Genomic DNA, 22,894 nt, shown 5'->3' with positions numbered 1-22,894 from the left:
CTGTTCGACTCCCCCCATGTTGCCGAAAAATTAAGATGGTAGGTGCTGCGCCGCAAGCGGCGATTACGTCGTATGGCTCCACTCATTTGCCTGGGACGCGATTCCGTGAAGCCAGCTGGAAGCCATGTCTTCGGTGTTATGAATCGTGCCCGCGGTTGCTGATTCTCTGTTGTATTATCCAATAGGGTCATGCATTACCTCTATCTCTCTAATATGCTCAATGATCAATTACATCGACATTACTCATATATCTTTATCGGATTGTAGAACGTATCGCGTTCGATTGGCGTACGGCCTGCTCCCTTAATGAGCCATACGAGTTCATCGCGCGTCAAACCTTCCGGTGTAAGCGCGCCGGCTGCATGACTGATGCGTTCCTTCACAAGCGTGCCGTGCACGTCGGAAGCACCGAACGTAAGTGCAACTTGTGTCAACTGGGTTCCGATATTGATGAAGTACGCTTTAATATGTTGAATGTTGTCCAGCATAAGGCGGCTGATCGCAATTGTCTTCAAGTCTTCATAAGCGGAGTTGCGGCGCTTGATGCTGGCTTTAGGACTCTTCGGCTGCATAGACAATGGGATGAATACTTGGAAGCCATTCGTCTCATCTTGAAGTTCGCGGATCGAGATCATATGGCGAATACGATCCTCATGCGATTCGATTGCGCCGTACAGCATCGTTGTATGTGTCTTCATGCCAAGTTGATGTGCCGTACGGTGAACTTCGAGATAGCGCTCAACGCCAGCTTTCTCGACACGCATCTTCTTCCGATATTCATCGGATAGAATTTCTGCTCCTCCACCTGTCAGAGATTCCAGTCCGGCATTCATTAGCTCTTTAAGCACCTCTTCAATGCTCAAGCCGCTGATGCGTGTGAAGAAATCAATTTCAGCTGCTGTGTACGCCTTAAGTGTGACGTCCGGATACTTCTCGTTCAGTGCACGAAGCGAATCTACATAATAAGAGAACGGTACATGCGGGTTGTGTCCGCCAACGATATGGAACTCGCGTACGCCCGGATGGATGTGCTGATCTACGAAGTCAATCATTTCTTGACCGGATAATGTATAAGCACCTTCGTCTCCTTGATCTTTACGGAAGTTGCAGAATGCGCAGTGCGCTTCGCATACATTCGTGAAGTATAGGGACATATTTTCAATAAAATAAACATTTTTGCCGTTCTTGCGCATGTTCGCAAGATTTGCCAATTGACCCAAGGTCAACAGGTCGTCCGTTTCATACAAGTAAACGCCATCCTCAAGCGTCAGGCGCTCACCGCGTTCGACTTTATCTGCGATTTCGGCCATACGTGGATCGGCATGACGCGTCATGACTGTAGTCATACACAGGCCCCCTTCAGGTAAGGTATCTTTTTACAATTCAGCACAATATGCTGTTGTTGACAAATAAAAAACTCCGCGGCGGATAAGTTCCGTCGGAGATTGCAGTGAAACGAATCACATTAATTGATGTCAGTACCATTATACATTCGCACAAGAGGTGGGGCAATACGTCTACAGGAAGTATAGGTGCAAATTACCAGCAGCGATGTTCTCTTGTATATGCCGAAGGGGATGGTTATACTTAGTAATACGAGGAGGGTGATTAGAATGATTACAATCAGCGATGAAGCGATTGAGAAGATAAAGGAAATGATTGCGCAAGAGGAAAATGAAAATATGTTCCTGCGTGTCGGTGTTCGTCCAGGCGGTTGCAGCGGATTCTCTTATGGTATGGGATTTGACGATGAAGAGACTGAAGAAGATGTGTACTTGGAGATTGGCGGCATGAAAGTGGTCATCGATAAGGAAAGTGTTCCTCATTTGAGTGGACTTACAATCGACTACAAGGAATCCGGCATGTCCGGAGGCTTCACGATCGACAACCCGAACGCGGTAGCAACTTGCGGCTGCGGCTCCAGCTTCCGTACAGCAACAAATGAGGGAAAAGCGGAGAAGTGCGACGACTAGTCTCCACTTATTTGCATGAGACCTCATATATAAATGAATGATACATTCTGATTCTAATCGATTCGATAATTGCGATTAGACTTCGTGATTAGATGATAATGAAATATAGAAGACCTCTTATTACGGTAGAGTTGAGCATCGTTACCTTGTAAGAGGTTTTTTTGCTGTTTTTGGCGTCTATAGTGCTAATCCTAATATTTCTAATCATACTGCAAATTGTTTCGGCGAACCTTATAACGAGCAGGAGGTGATACCTATGAATGAACATCATGATGCACATCAAGTACAGCAATCCACTGATGTAGACCGTACACTGCTGGTGTCTTATAGAGCGTATTGCTCGGAATGTCCAGGAGGGTGGCATGGGACTTGCTATGATTCCCGTCAAGATTCAACGAGGGATGCCCAGAATCACAACAATACGTACCATGCAGGAACCACGGGAGCTACCGTTATTGAGAGTTCAGGCAGCTGTTAATTTGCGTGGGGATAGAACGAATTGAACACAGAGCTGTGCAGCCATCTATTCTGCTCAACTGAAGAAGGCTGTCCTTACTCTTATAAGAAGAGCAGGTGCAGCCTTCGGATATGCCTGTTAGGGTCAGTTTATTCCTTCACTCGTTTGCCTAGCAGGATCATGAACCAAATGATGCTTGCTCCGAGGACTGCATGACCAAGGCCTGCCATGTGGCTCAAGCCCTTCATATCTGTTCCGTTAACCTGAAGGATGCCGCGAACCGTCATCGCTGCAAGACTTAGCATCAGACCGATATTATATACATTGTACCAACCTTTGAATGAACGGACTTCATGCACGCGGAACTGCTTCGCAAGCAAGGTAAGAAGCAGGAAGAACAGGAAGCCGAGAACGAGAATATGGGTGTGCAGCGGTTTTAATGCTGTGTAAGCTGTGAAATCATTTATTTTGGTGAACTCCCGGTAAAAGATACCCGATATGAGGCCAAGAATGGCATAGAAGAATGAAGTGTAATACAGTTTTTTCACAGTAAACTCTCTCCTTTGTTTCGTCATTCGCATGGATGATAGGAGTGTACCGCAGTTGTATGAACCCAATATGAACAGAACATGACAACGGGGTCATGTTCTGCTTATACGCTATTTAGGGAATCGGATCGTAAATATGGTTCCTTGTCCTACTTCGCTAGACACGCGGATCGTTCCGTTGTGCAATTCAATGATTCGCTTTACGATGGCTAAGCCAAGCCCTGTTCCATGCTGGCTCTGTCCTGGTTCAGCAAGCTCACTGTATTTGTAAAATCGCTCGAAGATATGTGGCAGTACATCCTCTGGAATACCTATCCCCGTGTCAGATACAACTACGATAATGTCTTCTCCTTGTTGTTTGCATTGTATCCCGATGGTTCCTTGCGACGCAGTGAATTTAATCGCATTCGTTAGCAGATTTGTCCATGCTTGATACAGCAATCCTGCATCTCCCGTTAACATCACGCTATCAAGCTGAAGATCCAGTTCGATGTCTTTCACGTTCCATTGCGGCTCAAGCAGGATGATGACTTCTCGCAGCTGTTCATCCAGTCGGATAGAGGCTTGCTTCATCATCTCGCTTCCTCGCTCCAAGGAGGCGAGCGTCAGCAATTGCCGACTTATCCCGGATAACCGCCGCGACTCATCCGCAATGATGTGCAAATAGCGTTGTTCTTGTTCGGGCGGCAGCGGGTGATCCATGAGCTGCTGCGCTAATCCTTGGATCGAAGTCAAGGGAGATTGAATCTCATGGGACACATTCGCGACGAACTGCTTCTGTACGGCGTCCAGTTGCCCAAGAGCTTCAGCCATTACGGTGAATCGTCTTGCAAGCTCACCAATTTCATCATTGCGGTGGAGATCCAGCTTAACTTCGTAATTGCCTTTTTCCAGTTCCATAGTGGCTCGGGTTAACCGCTGCAGCGGCTTAACGAGATAGCGTGTCTTCACGGAAATGAGCACTAGGCTGATAACGAAGGTAGAGACGAGTAGTACCGCAATGAGAACACGCACTTCTTCGGTCTGCTGCACCATATCTGGGCGAATGAACAGAGCGTGCTGCTCGCCATTAACGGTAAGCGGGATACCATGGCTCAATTCAAGTCGATTCTCGAATATAGCGGGCACGAATAAGCTGCTCCATGTTCCTTGCTGGAGCATGCCGCGATACGTATTCCCTTGAAGAACGCTGTCAATCGCTTCGGGAGCAAGATCAGCATGCTTGAATGGTCTGCCGAATGTCTTCACATGATGATCAGGATCGATAAGGTACAGCTGATAGCCCAGTTCAGCGAGATTCGTTAACGCCTCGTCAGCCGTGTCTTCACCAGACGATAACATGTTGTTCATGCGCGCCAGCGCTTGCCCAACCTTCTCCATCTTCTGCTCGTAATGACTGGAGATCGCTTGATTGTGCGCGATATTCGCAAGAAAGACGCCGCATACGAAGCTGATAAATACGATTACAGCTGAGAAAAACACGATTCGGGTATACAGTGTCTTCAAGGTTCAAGAACCTCCAATTTGTAGCCAAGGCCTCGGATTGTAGTGATGCGGAATCCACTTGCATTCTCAGGAAAACGCTCCCGAAGACGCTTAATATGCACGTCAATGGTTCGGCTGTCCCCCTCGTAGTCAGTACCCCATATCCAAGCCAGCAGCTGTTCGCGTGTGAAGATGCGCCCTGGATAGGAAGCAAGCTGCGCTAACAGCTCAAACTCCTTGCGGGGAAGAGTCAGTTCTTCGCCGGAGGCTGCAACGGTATAGCTCTTGCGGTCGATAGTTGTTGCACCAAGGCGTATGAGGCTGTCAGATACGATCTGATACCTCCGAAGCAGCGCCTTCATGCGAAATAGCAGCTCCTTCGGCTCGAAGGGCTTCACCATATAGTCATCGGTGCCGGCTGCGAAGCCTTGCTCCTTATCTTCAAGTTCGCCGAGCGCGGTGAGCATAATCACCGGGATATCATATTGCTGTCTAATTTCGGCGCATAATGTCCAGCCATCCTTCAGCGGCATCATGACATCTACGATCGCAATATGAATGGTTTCCTGCTCCAATATATGTGCTGCAGCTTGTCCATCACTCGCGTCGAACACATGATACTGCTCAGATTCGAGCACAAGCCGCAGCATCGTTACAATATTCGGGTCATCATCCGCAACGAGTACATGAATGATCAATGCGATTTACCTCCATTCCAAGGTGGGGAGTGATCAGGTCTAATTATGAGGGGAAAAGCACAAAAACAAAAATCCCTGGAGCAGGCGCCAAGCGCGAAGTCCAAGGATTTTGCCCCATTGTCCGTCTTGCGGGAGTCGATCAAGTCTTCCTAAATGATCAGAACTGACAATTATAAGAACGTCTTGTTGATCATGATGGAGATCAAATAAAAACAAAATACTGAAAACAGCCAGCACGCTGTTCCAAGTACCCGTCTATGCTTTCTCCAAAATTGAAAACCGATCGCAAGTATACCTACATTGGCAAGCACGAGTACGACAGACATAGATACGATCGCAATCCAGTACAACGCTTCATATACAGCTGCAGTTGACATGACGGTCGCTCCCATCCTTTATATCCATCCATTATTATCCCTTATACGATACCATCCCAATCTTGAAAAAGACAAGCACTATGCGTCCAACTTGATCCAGTCTTGTGCAAATCAGGCACATGCCATGGACAATCATACAAGAATCGGATGGGAGCCATGAGTATGTATAAGTATTAAGGACGAAAGGGGAGTGGCGAATGGAAGGCAGACAGTTAGCCAGCAAATGGTTGAAAACCGCGGCGCTAATATCGGATTCACGTGTAGCAGGGCATATTCCGGCAACGCGTATATACAATACGTCTAATCTCCATGAAATGTTAAACATACACGGTTTCGTCGTCATCAAGCCTGTCGTTGGTTCTGGCGGTGCCGGTGTTATTAAAGTAACGAAGAGCGGATCGACTTATCGATATACGTATCAGGCCAATACACGCAGCTTTGGAGATTTCGATGCCATGGTGCGATCATTGTCCGGTACGAAAAAGAAGCGTACCTACCTGATTCAGCGGGGAATCCATCTAGCTACGATTAATGGAAGACCGATCGATTACCGGGTTAAAGTAGTGAAGTCAAATGGCAAATGGGGTGTACGCTCGATGGTTGGGCGCTTGGCGAGAAGAGGCTTGTTCGTGACGAACTTGTGCAAAGGAGGTACGATGGTAACCGCAGCACAAGGAATTGCAAGATCGCTCTCTGGACAGAGCGTCCGCGCCAAGAAGAGTAAGATGAGATATTTGACACGGATCTGCACATCGCTATTAGAGAGGAAATATCCGGGGATTGGCCAGTTAGGCTTCGATTATGGCATTGATCGCTCCGGTCATATCTGGATATTCGAGGTGAACACAAGACCGCAGTAAGGGGCAATCTACGTTGGAAGTGGGATTTGATAGATTAGATTTACTAGAGATTGGAAAATGATTAAACATTTTTATTAGAAAAACAATCCAAAAAGATGTGAATAATTATATCCACATCATCCCCACTAATAGATAGCGTTTTTTGACGTTTATCAACAAATTATTCACAATTTTTCCACAAACGCCTGTGGATATTGGAACGCTTGTTCTGCTTTCTGAGGCCGTGATATGATGAATGCGGCAGGAAAGTTTAGGAAAGGTTGTGATGCAGATGGCTTTGCTTTCCGATGAACTGCTTATTGATTCCTATGAGCAGGCAATCAGGCTCCGATTGGATGAAGAATTCATCGCGTTGCTGCTTGAGGAAATGAAAAGGCGCTGCCTTTGTCCGACCCTCTTCCGAATACCGGTGTGCACATAGATGACCGGCATGCCGAGGCTTTACTCCCAAGCCAGTCCGTTCACATAAGTGGTTGCGTGGCAGTGCTCACAATAGATTATATGCAGGCACTGCATGGATACAGAACTAGATACAGAACTATCATCCAGCATCGTTTGATGGGATACGGAATCGTCTGGCTGATATGGGGCGTAAGGTCCAACATAATCTTCCAGTTTGCCGCTGTCAGTGGTTGGGTTCAAACAGTTCGGACATTGAAATTCGGGACTGATCATGCCGTTGCATAGTGGACAAACATGAAACAAGGGTATCCTCCTCCGTTAGATAAAGATGTTGGAGATAGGATACCCTTTCTTTCGTTTATTTAGTTACATTTTCATGCTGCTGCTGTGTCCAGGAGACAGCTTAGCTGATGGATCAATATACACCTTAGCGTTATTGATAGCTGTTGGCGCCTCGCCAAAACCGACAGCGATGAGCTTCAGCTTGCCTGGGTAAGTCGTAATGTCGCCAGCAGCGAACAAGCCTGGAATGTTCGTCTCCATACGAGAATCAACAACGATGGAACCGCCCTCGATGTTAAGGCCCCATTCAGATATTGGTCCGAGGGAGGACACGAAGCCGAAGTTGACGATAACTGCATCGACATCGATATCTGTTGCTTCTTTTGATTTGGTGTTAGTCAGTGTTACGCGCTCAATTCGACTAGCATCACCATGCAAAGCGGTAATTTCTGTAGGCGTAATCACTTGAACCTTGGAATTCATCAATTGCTCAACACTATGTTCATGCGCGCGGAATTTGTCGCGGCGATGAATAAGTGTGACTTGTTCAGCAATAGGCTCCAGCATGAGTGCCCAATCGACAGCAGAGTCTCCGCCGCCGCTGATCAGCACGCGCTGGCCTTTGAACTGCTGCAGATCGCTAACGAAGTAGTGCAGGTTCGATTTCTCGTATTGGGCTGCTTCAGGCAGCTCCAAGCGGCGTGGTTCGAATGCACCTACACCAGCTGTTACGATCACGGATTTTGCGTGATGAACGCTTTTATCTGTAGTAACGGCGAATAGACGCTCGTCGAGCTTCTCTACTCCCTGAACCTTCTCTTCCAAGCGAACATCAGGATTGAAATGTTCCATTTGCTTTTTCAAGGAATCAACAAGTTCTTGCGCTGTTACTTTCGGGAATCCGGCAACGTCATAGATGTACTTTTCCGGGTATAATGCTGCTAATTGGCCTCCTAGTTGAGGCATGCTTTCAATAAGACGAACGGAAGCTTGTCGCATGCCGCCATAGAATGCAGCGAACATGCCGGCAGGCCCGCCCCCAATAATTAAAATATCTACTACATCTTGTTGTGATACAAGTTGTGAATTCAAGGCTGAGCACCTCCAATGGCGATGTCTGACCATGTGATCATGGTCATTGTGTGTTTTGGCACATCTATCATTATAAACGGTGCTCGACAAGAAGGAAACCGTACATTTTCCAGGGATTTCGATATAAATGTGAAAATTATCAAAATTAAACGCTTTCATACATTGTTCTACAAAAAAGGTGCTTGTAATTTAATTGGAAACTCGATATCATTGCAGTTGAATTGTATGTAAATTGTCGACAATTTGTCGATGTTGGGCATAATGCGATGTGCACGTGATTATGGATCTATCTGAATGAGTTACTTTCAATCATTTGGACCATAATAAAAATGATTACCAGTTGTATAATGTATAGGTACCTAGATTTCGTTTGTTGTTTTTTGTGGGGTTTTTCACAACTTCACAAGATTGATGTATATACGCGGGTTTCTAGAACAAGGGTATTCATATTCAAGTTGTAACATGTTATTACCAACCTACACAAAATGATTGACCCGATTTGGAAGGAGCTAATGAAAGATGAGTAACATTCCTAAAATCGTAATCCTAGGCGCGGGTTACGGCGGCATCATGGCAGCGCAACGTCTTCAGAAAGAATTAAACTATAATGAAGCAGACGTAACATTAGTCAGCAAACATGACTATCATTACTTCACAACTCATTTGCATATGCCTGCTGCTGGTACGGATTCCTATGAGAATGCTCGAGTGCCTATCTCGAAGTTGATTGATGAGTTCAAAATTGACTTTGTGAAGTCTTCGGTGAAGGAAATTCGTATTCAAGATAAGAAGGTCATTCTTGAAGACGGAACTTTGTCTTATGATTACTTGGTGATCGGTGTCGGTGGGGAGCCTGAAACATTCGGTATTCCTGGACTTGGCGAGTATGCGTTCAGCATTCGCAGCATCAACTCTGTTCGCGTAATCCGTGAGCATATCGAACATCAATTTGCTCTATATAAGCAAGATGAGACTCGTGCTGATCGTCTGAATTTCGTTGTAGGTGGCGCAGGCTTCACAGGCATCGAGTTCATCGGTGAATTGTCCGATCGGATTCCTATGCTGTGCAAGCAGTTTGATGTCGATCCAAAATTGGTCAATATTTATAACGTGGAAGCGGCGCCAACAGCACTTCCAGGCTTCGATCCTGAGCTTGTTGAATATGCAATGAACGTATTGAAGAAAAAAGGCGTTACATTCAAGCTGGCAACAGCGATCAAGGAATGCACACCTGAAGGAGTTCTCCTTGCAACTGGAGAAGAAATCAAGTCTTCCACTGTTGTATGGACAGGTGGTATTCGTGGTAACCGTCTCATCGAGCAAGCTGGCTTCGAAGCAATGCGCGGTCGTGTGAAGGTTGATGAATTCTTGAGAGCGCCAGGACATGATAATGTCTTCATTATTGGGGACAACTCGCTCATGATTAACCCGGCAATTGATCGTCCATATCCGCCTACAGCGCAAATGGCGATGCAGCAAGGTCCGGTATGCGCGAGCAACATCGTTGCTTCAATTCGCAACCAGCCGCTTAAGAAGTTCGAGTACCACAACAAAGGTACAGTTGCTTCCTTGGGTAAAGGCGAAGCGATCGGCGTAGTGGGTAAGAAGAAGCTGAAAGGCTTCTGGGCTGCTCAATTGAAAAAAGTCATCGATATCCGTTGGTTGTTCATCATTGGCGGAATTTCTCTTGCTCTTCGCAAAGGTAAATTCCTGTAAGAAGAATGTGACCAGTTTTACGGTTGATTGGTAAGTGTTAAATCAAATATATGCCGCTGCATCTTCGGTCTTTGATCGGGGATACCAGCGGCTTTTTGTTTGTTGCCATATGACAAGCAGAGACGCAAAAGGCCTGCATGATCGCAATCATACAGGCCTTTCGATGCCAGAATTGGCATTCCATACGGATGAATCTCAAAATCTTATCTTAAATTTTCATCATATCATTCAGGGTATCTGGTGTAAGCAGGTTGCCTACATAGAAGGAGCCGAACTCGCCGAAGCGGGCGCTCACTTCGTCGAAGCGCATTTCATAAATGAGCTTCTTGAATTGAAGCGGATCGTCACTGAATAACGTAACGCCCCATTCCCAATCATCCAGACCTACCGAGCCTGTGATGATTTGTTTCACTTTACCCGCATAGCCTCGGCCGATCATGCCATGGCTGCGCATCATATTGCGGCGCTCCTCCATGGACAGCATGTACCAGTTGTCGGCCAAGTCACGCTTCTTGTTCATTGGATAGAAGCAGATGTGCTTGCTCTGCGGCAAGGTTGGCTTCAGACGAGCGATAATTTCCGGATTCTCCATTGGATCTTCGGTCGATCCTGGCTTTGTCATATAATTGCTTAATTCAACGATGCTGACATAGGAATAAGTTGGTGTTGTAAATTGAGCGAAAGACGTTTTATTCAGCGCATTTTCAAGCGCGTTAAGCTCTTCGAGTGTTTCACGAAGGTGGAAAATGACAAAGTCGGCTTTTTGGCCTACGATGCTGTATACGACAGTGCTGCCCTTCTTATCTGCTTCCGTTTCGGACCATTCCGACCATAACGTTTGCAATTCCTCAAGCGCATGCGCACGCTCTTCATCGTCCGCTTTTTTCCATTGAGCCCAGTTGATCGTGCGGAAATCATGGAGTGCATACCAACCGTCGAGCGTTAAAGCTGCTTCATTCATATCGCGTTATCCTCCGTTATCGTAAAAGATTGTGTACCACAACCACTTTTGTGTAAATCGCCATACTAAAGTCATTGTAGCTATTATTTGCAGTGCATTCAACTAAGAGGTGATAAATGTCACTGAATGTTCGTTGATTTTTGGCCTTGGTACAAGTACACTAAGACTATTCAGGAATTAGCGAAATATGGATATTTAATTGGATAATAATAGATTGTACGAAGCGAAGCAGGAGGCGGGTTGCAACATGTTGGGCTGGATAATGGTCTTCATTTTAATGGTGCTATTCTTCGTGATGATGTTCGGCATTGGCTTTATTCTGAACATGCTGATGAAGACAACGTGGTTCCCGATCGGCATCTATTTAGTCGTATTGCTGCCAGCAATGGTCATTATGCTGTGGAAGCAGGATGTATCGATTATGGACAATTTGGCGGGCATTGGCTTGCAGGGATATTTAACGGCGATAGCTGGACTTGCAGGGGCATATATTAGCGGAAAGACGATTCATTTCTTGCGCAAGAGCGGATATCAGATGTTTTAATGTCAAATTGTACTTGATAAATCTGAGTAAATTGGCATACAATGATACAGATCGCATCAGAACTTTTCGATGCGTAAGATTTTATTCGAATGAAAGGGCAAGGTATCTACTGCGATGGAGAACTAATCTGATCTGATAGAAGTCATTTTGACAGCTTTATATTTCAAAATGTACGTTCAGAGAGGATAGGTCTGCCCATTTTCGCAGATTGATATCGGCCGTTATATTTTAGCTTGCATCATTCATCACTTATTTTGTAATGGAATAACTTACGGTGCTGCACTTGTACTCATTACCTCAGTGTCAATTTTGAATGAGGAGAATCGGGGAGAGACGCATCGCTTCTTAGGACGGTTTGCTGTGGCATATGTGTGTATAGGCACGTGCTTAGCATACTTGTTCGATTCCATACCATAAGTGGAGCGCAAGCTTGCAGCCGTATGCACACTATCCTCTCTGGGTTACCCAGGGAGGTTTTTTTATGACTAACAACCATATAGCACAATTCAAAAATAAATCGGGCCATCTTGTATTGGAAGCCCACCAATTGGCAGCCTATGTAGCTGATCGCCGCTTGTTCCGCACGGACGGTTCACTTCGCATTTATGCAGGAGATCGAATCGGACTTATTGGCGCCAACGGAGTCGGGAAGACGACATTGCAGCGCATATTGGCTGGCATGGTAGAGCCGGATGAAGGAAACGTAGTCTGCAATGTGGTAACATCCTTCGTGCCACAGTTGGATGATGTGCGGGAGGAAGAAGCAGAGGAAGTGACATTAAGCGGTGGCGAACGGACGAAGCGTCGATTGAATGAGGCCATGAACGCAGGTGCAGGACTGTTGATGCTCGATGAACCGACAAGCCATTTGGATGTGGATGGAATGGAGTGGCTGGAGGATCAAATGATCGAATATTCCAGAACCGGCGCTTTATTGTTCATTTCGCATGACCGAACGCTGCTCAATCATGTGGCAACGAGAATCTGGGAAGTGGAGAACGAACAGATTCATGTCTTTACTGGTGGATATGAGGACTATCGCAGGGAAAAGGAGAGACTGCGGCTGGAGCACCAACGCTCGTATGACAATTATGTCGCGGAGAGAGGCCGATTGCAGGAAGCGATTGTAGAGAAGAAGGAACAGGCAAGTAAGGTCAGCAGGCCTAAGAAGGGATTGACCAGTAAGGAAATGAGGCTTGCGCGTCCACACTTCAATCGCAAGCAGGCGAAGGTAGAGAAGACGGTTAAGGCGATAGAGAAGCGTCTTGATCAGCTGGAGGTCGTGGAAAAGCCATTTGAACAGGTGCAGGTGTTGTTCAATGCGGAATGCCATGCTCCGATTCGCAGCAAGCAGGCTGTGGAGGTTCAAGGGCTTACGCTGCGTGCAGGCGACCGGGAGCTGTTACAGAGCAGTTCCTTCAGCATTCGACCGAATATGCGTGTCGCCTTAGTCGGTTCGAATGGAGCTGGGAAGACAACCTTACTCCGTCGATTGGTGGAGGCCTATGAGCTGAGAACTGCAGGAGAGCGAGATGTGGCGATGGGGGAAGGGCGAATTCGCTTCTCTCCTAGTGCGCGAATGGCATATTTCGATCAGAAGCTGTATGCCTTGGATCTGCAGGCCAGTGTACTGGACAATGTATTGAAGTCGAGCGCCTATGATCAGACGATGGTGCGGACGGTATTGGCTAGGCTTAGACTGCGCCGGGATGAGGCGTTGAAGCCGGTATGGCAGCTAAGTGGGGGCGAGAAGGTGAAGACACAGCTCGCCAAACTGTTCATGAGCGAAGCGAATATGCTGCTGCTTGATGAGCCAACGAACTATCTGGATATCGACACGCGCGAGGAACTGGAACGTGTGCTGCTGGAGTATCCAGGCACGATCCTGTTCGCGACGCATGATCGCATGCTGCTGGATCGAACGGCTACCCATACGATTGTGTTCCGTGACGGCGAGCTGGAATGGATGACGATTGAAGCATATCGTGAGCGACAGCGCCCTCGACCTGCTGAGGCAGGAGGCTCTTCAGAATTTGTACTTGCACAGGAAGCTCTGAAAAATGAACAATCGCTCACATCGATGTCGGCTGAGGAGCGATTGAAGCTGGATCTGGAATGGGCAGACTTGATGGGACGTTTGTCTGCTCCGCGCAAGGGAGACAACATCGAAGAGCTGGAGCGGCAATATACGGAGCTGCTTAAGCGGCGCAAGCAGCAATAAGCAAGGAGCTTAACAATTCAGCGGAGCATACACAACCCAAACCGCCGCAGCATTTGCAAGGAGGTGCTGCGGTTTGGGTGTGCAAGGTAGGGGGCTTTACCTCGATCTACGAACACGTTATGATGGAACTATTATACAACTTGGATATTCATATACCACTTAACCCAATGTTTGGGCATATAAGGAGGAAGAAGCATGTTGTTGCAATTTCCAACACCTGATGTTGAACAATATTTTCAATCGACAGTCATCCGCCAGTTCACGGTGAGCCTGGACGAGACTAGGCTTATATTCAGCAGTAACTTGAATGGTCATTACAACTTGTGGGCCATAGATTTGAACCAAGACAAGCCATCTTTCCCATATCCATTAACTTATAACAATCAAGTAAGCAATTTTATCTCGATTGATCCGCAGCAGCGCCATATCCTGTGCAGCTTCGACAGAGACGGCGATGAGAACTATCATATGTATGCGCTTCCGACAGAGGGAGGAAATCCGCTGCCGTTGCTTGAGGCAGATGAAAAAGATAAGTTCTATTTTGCACATTTGTCTGATGACGGGGAGCGTATCTATTATTGCACGAGCCGGAATAACCCGTCCTTTTTGAATGCTCGTGTATACAATCTCCGTACGAAGCAGGATGAGCTGCTTATTGAGGGGCAGGATGCTCTGCATCAGCTGGAGGCAGTAAGTCCGAGTGAGAAGCAGTTCGTGTATGCCAAGTCTTACGGCAACACCTATCAAGTTTGCTACGTACACACGGAAGAGGGGGATTTCCCTCTTATTCCTCAAGCTGGGGCGGATGAGGTGCATTTGAGCTTGAGTGCGGTCTTTGTCGATGAGGAGACGGTCGCCTTCTTGACAGACTACAAGGCAGAGTTCGCCTATGTGGCTACCTACCATATTCCTACCCAGCAATATGCTGAATTGTGCCGAATTGATCATGAGAGCGGCATGGAACTCAAGTGGCATAAGGATACACGGACGCTTTATCTCGTGACAGAGGTCGGGGTAGAGGATAGATTGTACCGTATTCCTCTTGATACAGGCACGCCAGAGGCAATCGAGATGCCGACGCCAATCTTGAATCAGCTTCACGTTGCGAAGTCGGGAGCCCTGTACATCCTCAATCGTGGTGCGGTTACGCCGACCAATATCTATAAGCTGGAAGAAGGCACAACTTGGGTGCAGCTTACGCAAAATATGCCGGTTGGTCTGACATCTGAGCAATTAGTTGATCCTGAGGTTGTGACCTATTCTTCCTTCGATGGAATGGTGATTGAGGCTCTGTTGTTCCGTGCAAAGGATGAACTGGCGAACGGTTATACGATCTTTTGGCCGCATGGCGGGCCTCAGTCCGCGGAACGCCGCTTTTTCCGCAGTATGTTCCAATACTTCCTTGCACAAGGGTACCATGTATTCGCACCGAACTTCCGCGGCAGCACGGGCTATGGCAGCTCCTTCGTTAAGCTTGTCGAAGGCGACTGGGGGGAAGGGCCGCGTCTCGATTGTGTGGCAGGGATGGAGTGGTTGTTCGAGCAGGGCATCTCTTCGAAAGAGCGCCTATTCGTGGTAGGTGGCAGCTATGGAGGTTATATGACGCTTCTGCTTGCTGGAAGACATGCCGATTACTTCCGAGCTGCTGTCGATATTTTCGGTGTCAGCAACTTATTCACGTTCTATAATTCCGTACCGGATCATTGGAAGCCGATTATGAAGCAATGGGTAGGGGATCCGGAACAGGATAAGGAACGCTTCATCACGGATTCTCCGATTACGTACTTGGAGAGCATGACGAATCCGATGCTGGTTATTCAAGGGGCGAATGATCCTCGCGTTGTGAAGGAAGAGTCTGATCAGATTGTTGAGAAACTTCGCCAGCTTGGGCGCGAGGTGGAATATATTGTACTGGATGATGAAGGACATGGATTCTCTAAGAAAGAGAATGAGATGCGTGTCTATCGAGGCATCGTCGAATTCCTGAAGCGACATCATGAACAAGAAGCGGTGTCAGCAGTTGCGGCAGAAAATGTCGATTAGAGTCTTTAGGGTCTATTGGGGAATAGAGGATATAGAGGCATAGACGCGTACGCCATCCTTCATAAAGGCGAGAGGATAAGTGAATATGAACATAGAAAAGAAGCAGATTACTCAGATCACCAATGCAGTAACAGAGGAATATATGAATGTTCTGCTGGAGAGTACGAATGATCACTGCATCCGATTGGCGGTGTTTACGGGAGAATACGACTGGCACATGCATCCGGACTCCGATGAAGTGTTCATGGTGGTAGAAGGTGAACTGTTCATCGACTTGCAGAATGAGGGCACGCTTGCTGTATACCCGAATGAGGTTGTGAAAATTCCAGCAGGCGTCGTGCATCGCACACGTTCGAAGGTAAGAACGGTCAATCTCTGCTTTGAGAAGGAAGAGGCGGACACCGTATTTATAGAAAGTTCATCACACCCAGAACGTGAATAGCGATCATTGCCATCTATTAAAACGGATGGATCACATCAATGTGCAGCGTACAAGAAATGAGGTAAGAAGCAAGTGACGCAGGAGGAAGTATTAACAGGCGGCAATGTGAATCATATTGTGCGCATGGCGAACACGGTTCGCCGCCCCACAGGCTATTGGAGTCCGTATGTACATGAACTGCTGCTACATTTGGAGCAGCAAGGTTTTGAGGGGGCGCCCAGATTTCTCGGAATCGATGACTCTGATCGTGAAATCTTGTCATTTATTTCTGGAGAAGTTCCAGGGAACAACTACCCTGACCTTGAACCATACATGTGGTCGGACGAGACGCTTGTAGGCTTGGCGCGTCTTCAGCGCCGGTTCCATGATGCGACAGAAGGGTTCGCTTTCCTAAGAGGGGGCAAATGGCAGCTTAGCTATCCTGATGAAGGCGAGCATGAGGTAATCTGTCATAATGATGCTGCATTGTATAATGTAGTCTTTCAACAGGAGGCGCCTGTGGCGCTAATTGATTTTGACATGGCCGGCCCTGGTCCGCGTATGTGGGACATTGCGTATTCTCTATACACATCGGTTCCGCTTTCCAGTTTCGCGCCGGATCATTGTATTGGTAATACAGTAGCATACCAAGCAGATTTACACGCTGTAGAGCGCCGTCGGCGAATTCATTTGTTTTTTGAAGCGTATGGTAGTCCGGTGCCTAACGATTTGCGGCGGTGGATTATTGAGCGTTTGACTGCGCTATGCCATACATTGAGAACGGGTGCCGCTGATGGAAATCCTGCCTTTCAAAAAATGGTGGAAGAAGGACATTTAGCGCATTATGAAAGCGAAATTCAGTTTGTATCTGATCATTTCGATGAGTGGATATCGGAGTGATAAAGTAATTACACAATCCAGGAGCGTTCATTGAAAGCGATCGATCGCCTTTTAGCGTGATTTTGTTTGAGCAGACAATCATGAATTATGAATAGAATATATTCATATTTCGACCTGCGCAGATGAGCATATAAATTGCTCTCTGCGCTTTTTTGATGCCTGTTTGCGACCGGTATAGCGTGTCTTTTTTACCACGATTTTGTCGGACGGGCAGACCCCATTTATGTTACAATAGGTGGACTGATAAGAGCGGAAGGAGAGAAAGATACGACGATGCGGATGTCGAATATGCACCATTTTACAGAACATCATCGTTATGTGATTTACCGGGAATTTAGCTTAAGCGAGTTGGATCAGAAGATGCTGTCCCATGTGTATCAGCCAATGGTGGGGGCATTTGCGATCGGCATGTATCAGCTTCTCTGCCAGCATGTAGCATCGGACAAGACGGGGTATTCAGCAATAGATGCGCAGCGCCGGTTGTTCCTGCTTCTTGGATTGGAGCCAAGTGAGAAGGGGCGTACGTATTTTATAGAGCAAGCCTCCAAGCTTGAAGCTGTGGGTTTGTTGAACACGTCAAGAGTGATGCTGCCTGATATGGATGATTGTATGTATGAGTATGAGATGCAGTGTCCGCTGTCTCCGAAGGAATTTTTTGAGACACAGCATTTGACGCTTCTCTTGCGGGATAAGGTCGGCAAATATGCGGTGCTATCCTTGCGCCAGCAGTTTACGACGGATGATCCCTATGAAGGCGTCGCCTCCAATATGCAGCGGGAGAACATATCTGTTCCTTTCTATGAACTGTTCCGATTAAATACGCATGTCATTGATTTCGAGCTGGAACAGGCGCTTCAAGAAGTAGCCCCGAGCCGAACGACAATTTCAGATTCCGATCCAGAATCCGTTGATATCAATTATGCAGATATTATTATGCGGTTCCCGAAGCAATCCTATAATCGGAAGTTCGTAGAACAACTTCGATACAATAAAGAAAGTATGGGCACTATTAATTACGTTGTCCGCAAGTTCGAGCTGACTCTGCAGGAGCTGTGCCGCTTGCTGGATGAAGACGGTGTCTTCTCGCAGGATGGGGTAGTTGCACTGGAGGAGCTTCAGCACCGAGCCCACCTTCACTTCCGTCAGAACAAGCGAAGAAGCGAACATCGCGAGCGAGTGCAGCATCGGATTGAGCAGAAGGAGCAAGTGAAGGAAGAGCATGAAGAGGAAGTCGCGGTGCAAATGGAATTCTATGTAGAAGTGCCGCCGCAATTCCGTGATAAATGCGATATTCATCAATACAATATGCTGCTTCGCAATACACCGTATACGCAGCTGCTTGAGAAGTTCTTCCCGGGTGCTGTTCCGGACTCATTCCTTGATATGTTTACCAAGATGGACTTGAATTATAAGATGCCTGATGAGGTTATCAATGTTCTTATTCATTATTTGATGACGATGCTGGTAAGCGGATCGGAGCACAGATTGAACCGGAACTTCGTTGAGGCGATTGTGTCCAATATGCTGGTCAAGCAGATTCGTACGTATGAACAAGCAGTTACGTATACGCGTGAGCAGACGCAGGTGAATGGAGCAGGCCGAACACAAGCCTCTCGTGCAGATGCAAGCAGACAGCCTCGTTCGCGCAACCGTTATAATAACAAAGCCGCCAAGCCTTCGATTCCGGTCGTGCAGCCTAGTGGAGCGGGAGCTGGAACAGGGTTGTCACCCGAGGAGTTGGAGCGCGCACGTGAGTTAGCGCGACGTTTGGACGAAGGGCGCGTATAATTGAGCTATATCAGAATGGAGGTGCGAAGTATGGAATCAATCGGAGATATATTGAAGCAATTGCCGGTTAATGCCCGCAGAGCTCAAGCGGAACAAAAAATTGAAAAGCTGCTTACTGATCCGCAGGTCATGCAATTTCGCTCCAAGTATCCAGAGCTGACGGAACGCGACCTTCGCATCAATATGAACAAGCTGTATCAGTATGTCACGGAATATGGCCATTGTTCCCATTGTCCGGGCTTGGATCAATGCCCAAATGACTTCCATGGCCATTACACGATGTTGAGCGCTGACAACTTGAATGGGCACAATTATATCTATGATCGGAAGGTGCCCTGCAAGAAGCTGCTGGCAAGTGAACGCCAACAGGCGATTCATAATCGAGTACGCTCCTTCTATGTGGACGAGACTGCATTGAAGCGGGGGTATTCAGCATCCGAAATACTGGAGAATGATATTGAACGGACGCCTGCTGTTTTAAGCATCATTGAATATATTGAGAAGACGAAGAGCGAAGGCTTAATGCCAGAGGGACTGTATCTCGTAGGATCGTTCGGAACCGGCAAGACCTTCTTGATGAGCTATGTATTGTATGAGCTTGCCCGTGCCAACTATACGGGGGTTATCGTGTATATGCCTGAGTTCGTGGAAGAGCTCAAGTCGATGTTCCAGGAGCCGCAAAGGCTGCGTGAGACCATTGAGATGATGAAGGAAACCGATCTGCTCGTGTTCGATGATATTGGTGCTGAGAATATAACGCCATGGGTTCGGGATCATGTGCTTGGCTCGATCTTGAATTATCGGATGAACCGCAAGCCTACGTTCTATACGTCGAATTATGATATGGAAGCCTTGCAGAAGCACTTTAGCTTCACGCGTGAAGGTGAGGATGTCCATAAGGCCGAGCGACTGATGAATCGGATTGCTCCATTTGTCAAAGAGGTGCACGTACAAGGTCGGAACAAGCGTGGTAAGTAAACTGCCAAGAAGAAGATCAGTTTGTCTCCAAGGCTTTTCGAAGCAAGAAGAAGTACTAATATTATACTAATATATTAATATATGTTGGATTTGAGCCTTGCATCAGTGGCTCCAACAATGGCAATAAAGCCCGCCGCATCTAGTGCGAGCCGGGCTTATTTCACGAGCTGTGGATACCACTGTGGTGCGTTCCATGAAGGGAACGCACCGTAGCCAGGGTTAGGAGATGATGAACTTCACGATAACCATGCCGAAGAAGACAACCGTCATAAATCCGGCCATTGCACCGAACCCGAACATCAGATCGGAGAAATCGTTGCGCGGTTCCTCGTTCACATGCTCACGCGGATCAATTGCTCTCGCTTCCATCAAGGGGCCTCCTATCTTACATGTCTGTTGCAATGACGTATGTCATGGCAGCGACAGGTATTTTCACCCAATTTCTTATCGTTTTTAGTATACCGAACTGCGTCGTTACTGTAAAGACAGCGCTCTCTTAGGATGTGACAATTTGGATGCAAAAATGAGGTGCGAATTTCACATAAAACCTTGAACTGTGGTATACTTTACATGTTGACTCAAATTGTAAGCTTCTCACATAAAGGAGGAACCAAATATGGCTATCGTTAACGTATCCGACCAAACGTTCAAGACTGAAGTTGAAGGTCAGCAAGGCGTTGTTTTGGTCGATTTTTGGGCGCCATGGTGCGGCCCTTGTAAAATGCTTGCTCCTATTCTTGATGAATTGGAAAGCGAAGTAAACGGTCAAGCGACTGTTGCAAAAGTGAACGTGGATGAGAATCCTGAATCCGCATCTCGCTTTGGCGTAATGAGCATCCCTACAATCATCGTGTTCAAAGACGGCCAACCTGTTGATAAGGTTGTAGGCTTGAACTCCAAGGATGCATTGAAGAGCTTGATCAGCAAGCATCAATAATCGAGATTGTCCACAGAGGACAACCTATAGAAGGTCTGTTCTGTTGCGGAACAGCTTGAATCAGCTTGATGTGTCGAAGCGCAAGCTATAGATTGCCAGCCCTTCCCGTTGTGGGAGGGCTTTTTCTTATGTCTCCGCTCGTATACAATAGGATCATATATTCGTATTATAGAAGAAAGGGGGAGGACGATGAGCGAAATAGACAACAACCAATCCAATTGGCGGGCAGTTCGCTGGAAGGAGCGTTGGAACGAACGTTATTCAACGGACGAGCAGCAGGAGCTGTCGCCAGAGGAACTTGCAGAACGGGAACAGGCATTGGAACGAATCCGCAATAAGCTGGCTTTGCTTCCTGATTCGCCAGGATGCTATCTTATGAAGAACCATGAGGGAACCATTATTTATGTTGGTAAGGCCAAAGTGTTGAAGAACCGAGTGCGTTCTTATTTCAATGGCAGTCATGACGGCAAGACGCAGCGGCTGGTCTCGGAAATTCGCGACTTTGAATATATCGTCACTTCCAGTAACATGGAAGCCCTCATTTTGGAATGTAATCTAATTAAGCAGCATCATCCTAGATATAATGTGCTGCTCAAGGATGATAAGACGTTCCCATATATTAAAATTACGAATGAGCGCCATCCACGGCTTGAGGTTACACGTCGTGTGCTGAAGGACAAAGCGAAGTATTTCGGCCCATACCCGAACTCCTTCGCTGCAACGCAGACCAAGAAGCTGCTTGATCGCTTATATCCGCTTCGCAAATGCAATACATTGCCGGATCGAGTGTGCTTGTACCACCATATTGGACAATGCCTTGCGCCTTGTGTATACGAGGTAACAGAGGCACAGTATGAAGAGATGGTGCAGGAGATCGCGAAGTTCTTAAGCGGTGGACATGAGGAGATTAAAAAGGAACTGCAGCGGAAGATGGAAGAAGCCGCTGAAGAGATGCAATTCGAGCGTGCTAAGGAATATCGGGATCAGTTGATAGCGATTCGTGCCATTATGGAAAAGCAGAACATTAATACGTCTGATCAGCTTGACCGCGACGTATTTGGCTTTGCCGTAGATAAAGGCTGGATGTGCGTTCAAATTCTATATGTTCGACAAGGCAAAATGATCGAACGGCATGCAACCAAATTCCCATTCTATGGGGAACCTTATGCAGACTTTATGTCGTTCATTACCCAATATTATAGTGAGAACCCTGCGCTGCCGAAGGAAATACTGCTCCCTGATTCGGATCGCCTTGGACTATTCTCTCGCGAGGAAGATGGAGGAGAGAAGGACTCGGGCAGCTTAGACCCTGATGCCGGTGAGAACGCGCAAGATGCTGCAATTCAGGATGAGCATGAACCTATGCAGGCGGAGTCTATCGATGAGGAAGCGGATAGCGGCTCTGATGGCAGTATAGCGGGTGCTGAGGAGCTTCAGCAGTGGCTGAACGTCAAAGTGCACATTCCGAAGCGCGGGCTGAAGAAGCAGATGATTTCGATGGCGATGGAAAATGCGCGTGTTGCGCTCGATGAGAAGTTCAAGATGCAGGAACGCAATGAGGATCGTACGTTGCGTGCTGCTGAACGACTCGGAGCAGCGCTTGGCATCGACAATGCCCGCCGCATTGAGGCCTTTGACAACTCGAATATTCAAGGCTCAGACCCGGTATCGGCTATGGTGGTCTTCATCGATGGCAAGCCCGCGAAGAAAGAATACCGGAAGTACAAGGTACGCACAGTGCAAGGGCCGGATGATTATGAAACGATGCGCGAGGTCATCCGCAGACGGTATGAGCGGGTCTTGAAAGAACAGCTCGACATGCCTGATCTGATTATTGTGGACGGAGGGAAAGGCCAGATGTCCGCTGCACTTGATGTGCTGGAGAACGAGCTTGGATTGACGATACCAGTGTGCGGTCTCGTGAAGGACAATAAGCATAAGACAGCGCAATTGATGGCGGGTGATCCGCCTGAAATTGTGGCACTTGGACGAGACAGCCAAGAATTCTATATGCTGCAGCGCATTCAGGAGGAAGTTCACCGCTTCGCAATCTCGTTCCATCGGGAGCGGCGTGCGAAGTCTATGGTCGCGTCAGCGCTCGATTCAATTCCAGGTATAGGCGAGAAGCGGCGCAAGCATCTGTTGAAGCATTTCGGATCATTGAAGAAGATTCGGGAAGCATCGATCGAACAATTGCGCGAGGCAGGGATC

General features: G+C 47.3%; 23 protein-coding genes. 14 read left to right on the top strand and 9 right to left on the bottom strand.

Going from position 1 to position 22,894, the window contains the following annotated elements:
• Window positions 1-239 precede the first annotated feature (239 nt).
• Entirely contained in the window at window positions 240-1,346 is a 1,107-nt protein-coding gene (gene mqnE / locus BBG47_RS04095) for an aminofutalosine synthase MqnE (protein ID WP_021252630.1), read from the bottom strand.
• A gap of 267 nt (window positions 1,347-1,613) precedes the next feature.
• Between mqnE and BBG47_RS04090 the strand changes: the two genes are divergently transcribed.
• The gene (locus BBG47_RS04090; protein ID WP_065290638.1) at window positions 1,614-1,973 is read left to right on the top strand and encodes a HesB/IscA family protein; all 360 of its coding nucleotides are present in this window, start codon (window positions 1,614-1,616) and stop codon (window positions 1,971-1,973) included.
• Window positions 1,974-2,229: 256 nt separating this feature from the next.
• On the top strand, window positions 2,230-2,451 hold the full coding sequence (locus BBG47_RS04085; RefSeq protein ID WP_028533728.1) for a hypothetical protein: 222 nt from the start codon (window positions 2,230-2,232) through the stop codon (window positions 2,449-2,451).
• 128 nt (window positions 2,452-2,579) lie between these two features.
• Here BBG47_RS04085 and BBG47_RS04080 read toward each other — a convergent pair whose 3' ends face one another.
• From BBG47_RS04080 to BBG47_RS04065, 4 genes are all read right to left on the bottom strand, one after another.
• Window positions 2,580-2,978 carry a DUF2871 domain-containing protein gene (locus tag BBG47_RS04080; RefSeq protein ID WP_065290637.1) on the bottom strand — a complete coding sequence of 133 codons (399 nt, stop codon included), beginning with the start codon at window positions 2,976-2,978 and terminating at the stop codon, window positions 2,580-2,582.
• Between the two features lie 111 nt (window positions 2,979-3,089).
• Window positions 3,090-4,484 (bottom strand): sensor histidine kinase, encoded by a 1,395-nt coding sequence (locus tag BBG47_RS04075; RefSeq protein WP_065290636.1) that lies wholly within the window; start codon window positions 4,482-4,484, stop codon window positions 3,090-3,092.
• Window positions 4,481-5,161, bottom strand: a complete 681-nt coding sequence (locus BBG47_RS04070) for a response regulator transcription factor (RefSeq protein ID WP_021258542.1) — start codon at window positions 5,159-5,161, stop codon at window positions 4,481-4,483. Before BBG47_RS04070 ends, BBG47_RS04075 begins: the two co-directional genes overlap by 4 nt.
• 170 nt (window positions 5,162-5,331) lie before the next feature.
• Window positions 5,332-5,538 (bottom strand): hypothetical protein, encoded by a 207-nt coding sequence (locus BBG47_RS04065; RefSeq protein WP_028533730.1) that lies wholly within the window; start codon window positions 5,536-5,538, stop codon window positions 5,332-5,334.
• Between the two features lie 197 nt (window positions 5,539-5,735).
• Here BBG47_RS04065 and BBG47_RS04060 point away from each other — a divergent pair, with 197 nt between their 5' ends.
• Both BBG47_RS04060 and sda read left to right on the top strand, forming a co-directional pair.
• Window positions 5,736-6,398, top strand: coding sequence for a YheC/YheD family protein (locus tag BBG47_RS04060; RefSeq protein WP_065290635.1), 663 nt, complete (start codon window positions 5,736-5,738; stop codon window positions 6,396-6,398).
• Between the two features lie 271 nt (window positions 6,399-6,669).
• Window positions 6,670-6,819, top strand: coding sequence for a sporulation histidine kinase inhibitor Sda (gene sda / locus BBG47_RS04055; protein WP_028533731.1), 150 nt, complete (start codon window positions 6,670-6,672; stop codon window positions 6,817-6,819).
• 20 nt (window positions 6,820-6,839) lie between these two features.
• Here sda and BBG47_RS29385 read toward each other — a convergent pair whose 3' ends face one another.
• Window positions 6,840-7,103, bottom strand: a complete 264-nt coding sequence (locus tag BBG47_RS29385; protein ID WP_139070670.1) for a hypothetical protein — start codon at window positions 7,101-7,103, stop codon at window positions 6,840-6,842.
• 63 nt (window positions 7,104-7,166) lie between these two features.
• Window positions 7,167-8,174, bottom strand: a complete 1,008-nt coding sequence (locus BBG47_RS04050) for an NAD(P)/FAD-dependent oxidoreductase (RefSeq protein WP_021258539.1) — start codon at window positions 8,172-8,174, stop codon at window positions 7,167-7,169.
• A 519-nt stretch (window positions 8,175-8,693) separates the two neighbouring features.
• Between BBG47_RS04050 and BBG47_RS04045 the strand changes: the two genes are divergently transcribed.
• On the top strand, window positions 8,694-9,890 hold the full coding sequence (locus BBG47_RS04045) for an NAD(P)/FAD-dependent oxidoreductase (RefSeq protein ID WP_065290634.1): 1,197 nt from the start codon (window positions 8,694-8,696) through the stop codon (window positions 9,888-9,890).
• Window positions 9,891-10,098: 208 nt separating this feature from the next.
• Here BBG47_RS04045 and hemQ read toward each other — a convergent pair whose 3' ends face one another.
• A complete protein-coding gene (hemQ, locus tag BBG47_RS04040; RefSeq protein ID WP_021252641.1) occupies window positions 10,099-10,851 on the bottom strand; it encodes a hydrogen peroxide-dependent heme synthase in 753 nt (250 codons plus the stop codon).
• 250 nt (window positions 10,852-11,101) lie between these two features.
• Between hemQ and BBG47_RS04035 the strand changes: the two genes are divergently transcribed.
• From BBG47_RS04035 to dnaI, 7 genes are all read left to right on the top strand, one after another.
• Window positions 11,102-11,395 (top strand): YuiB family protein, encoded by a 294-nt coding sequence (locus BBG47_RS04035; protein WP_036590368.1) that lies wholly within the window; start codon window positions 11,102-11,104, stop codon window positions 11,393-11,395.
• 481 nt (window positions 11,396-11,876) lie between these two features.
• Window positions 11,877-13,616 (top strand): ribosomal protection-like ABC-F family protein, encoded by a 1,740-nt coding sequence (gene abc-f / locus BBG47_RS04030; protein ID WP_065290633.1) that lies wholly within the window; start codon window positions 11,877-11,879, stop codon window positions 13,614-13,616.
• A gap of 198 nt (window positions 13,617-13,814) precedes the next feature.
• Window positions 13,815-15,659, top strand: coding sequence for a S9 family peptidase (locus BBG47_RS04025; RefSeq protein WP_065290688.1), 1,845 nt, complete (start codon window positions 13,815-13,817; stop codon window positions 15,657-15,659).
• An 85-nt stretch (window positions 15,660-15,744) separates the two neighbouring features.
• Complete coding sequence (locus tag BBG47_RS04020) at window positions 15,745-16,101, top strand: cupin domain-containing protein (RefSeq protein WP_065290632.1); 357 nt, start codon at window positions 15,745-15,747, stop codon at window positions 16,099-16,101.
• A 72-nt stretch (window positions 16,102-16,173) separates the two neighbouring features.
• Complete coding sequence (locus tag BBG47_RS04015; RefSeq protein WP_254659736.1) at window positions 16,174-16,980, top strand: aminoglycoside phosphotransferase family protein; 807 nt, start codon at window positions 16,174-16,176, stop codon at window positions 16,978-16,980.
• Between the two features lie 273 nt (window positions 16,981-17,253).
• The gene (locus tag BBG47_RS04010) at window positions 17,254-18,768 is read left to right on the top strand and encodes a DnaD domain protein (RefSeq protein WP_065290631.1); all 1,515 of its coding nucleotides are present in this window, start codon (window positions 17,254-17,256) and stop codon (window positions 18,766-18,768) included.
• 30 nt (window positions 18,769-18,798) lie between these two features.
• On the top strand, window positions 18,799-19,746 hold the full coding sequence (gene dnaI, locus BBG47_RS04005; RefSeq protein WP_065290630.1) for a primosomal protein DnaI: 948 nt from the start codon (window positions 18,799-18,801) through the stop codon (window positions 19,744-19,746).
• 219 nt (window positions 19,747-19,965) lie between these two features.
• Here the strand turns inward: dnaI and BBG47_RS29285 are convergent, their stop codons facing one another.
• Complete coding sequence (locus tag BBG47_RS29285) at window positions 19,966-20,115, bottom strand: hypothetical protein (RefSeq protein ID WP_005551050.1); 150 nt, start codon at window positions 20,113-20,115, stop codon at window positions 19,966-19,968.
• A 247-nt stretch (window positions 20,116-20,362) separates the two neighbouring features.
• Here BBG47_RS29285 and trxA point away from each other — a divergent pair, with 247 nt between their 5' ends.
• Together trxA and uvrC are read left to right on the top strand one after the other, a co-directional pair.
• On the top strand, window positions 20,363-20,683 hold the full coding sequence (gene trxA, locus BBG47_RS04000) for a thioredoxin (RefSeq protein ID WP_065290629.1): 321 nt from the start codon (window positions 20,363-20,365) through the stop codon (window positions 20,681-20,683).
• A 189-nt stretch (window positions 20,684-20,872) separates the two neighbouring features.
• Window positions 20,873-22,894: excinuclease ABC subunit UvrC (gene uvrC / locus BBG47_RS03995; RefSeq protein ID WP_083189073.1), on the top strand; the 2,022-nt coding region annotated here is incomplete at its 3' end.

The sequence above is a fragment of the Paenibacillus sp. KS1 genome (assembly GCF_001680695.1).
Classification (GTDB): Bacteria; Bacillota; Bacilli; order Paenibacillales; family Paenibacillaceae; genus Paenibacillus_B; species Paenibacillus_B suaedae.
Note: the sequence above shows the minus strand (reverse complement) of the source record. Positions and strands in the feature narration are given on the sequence as shown.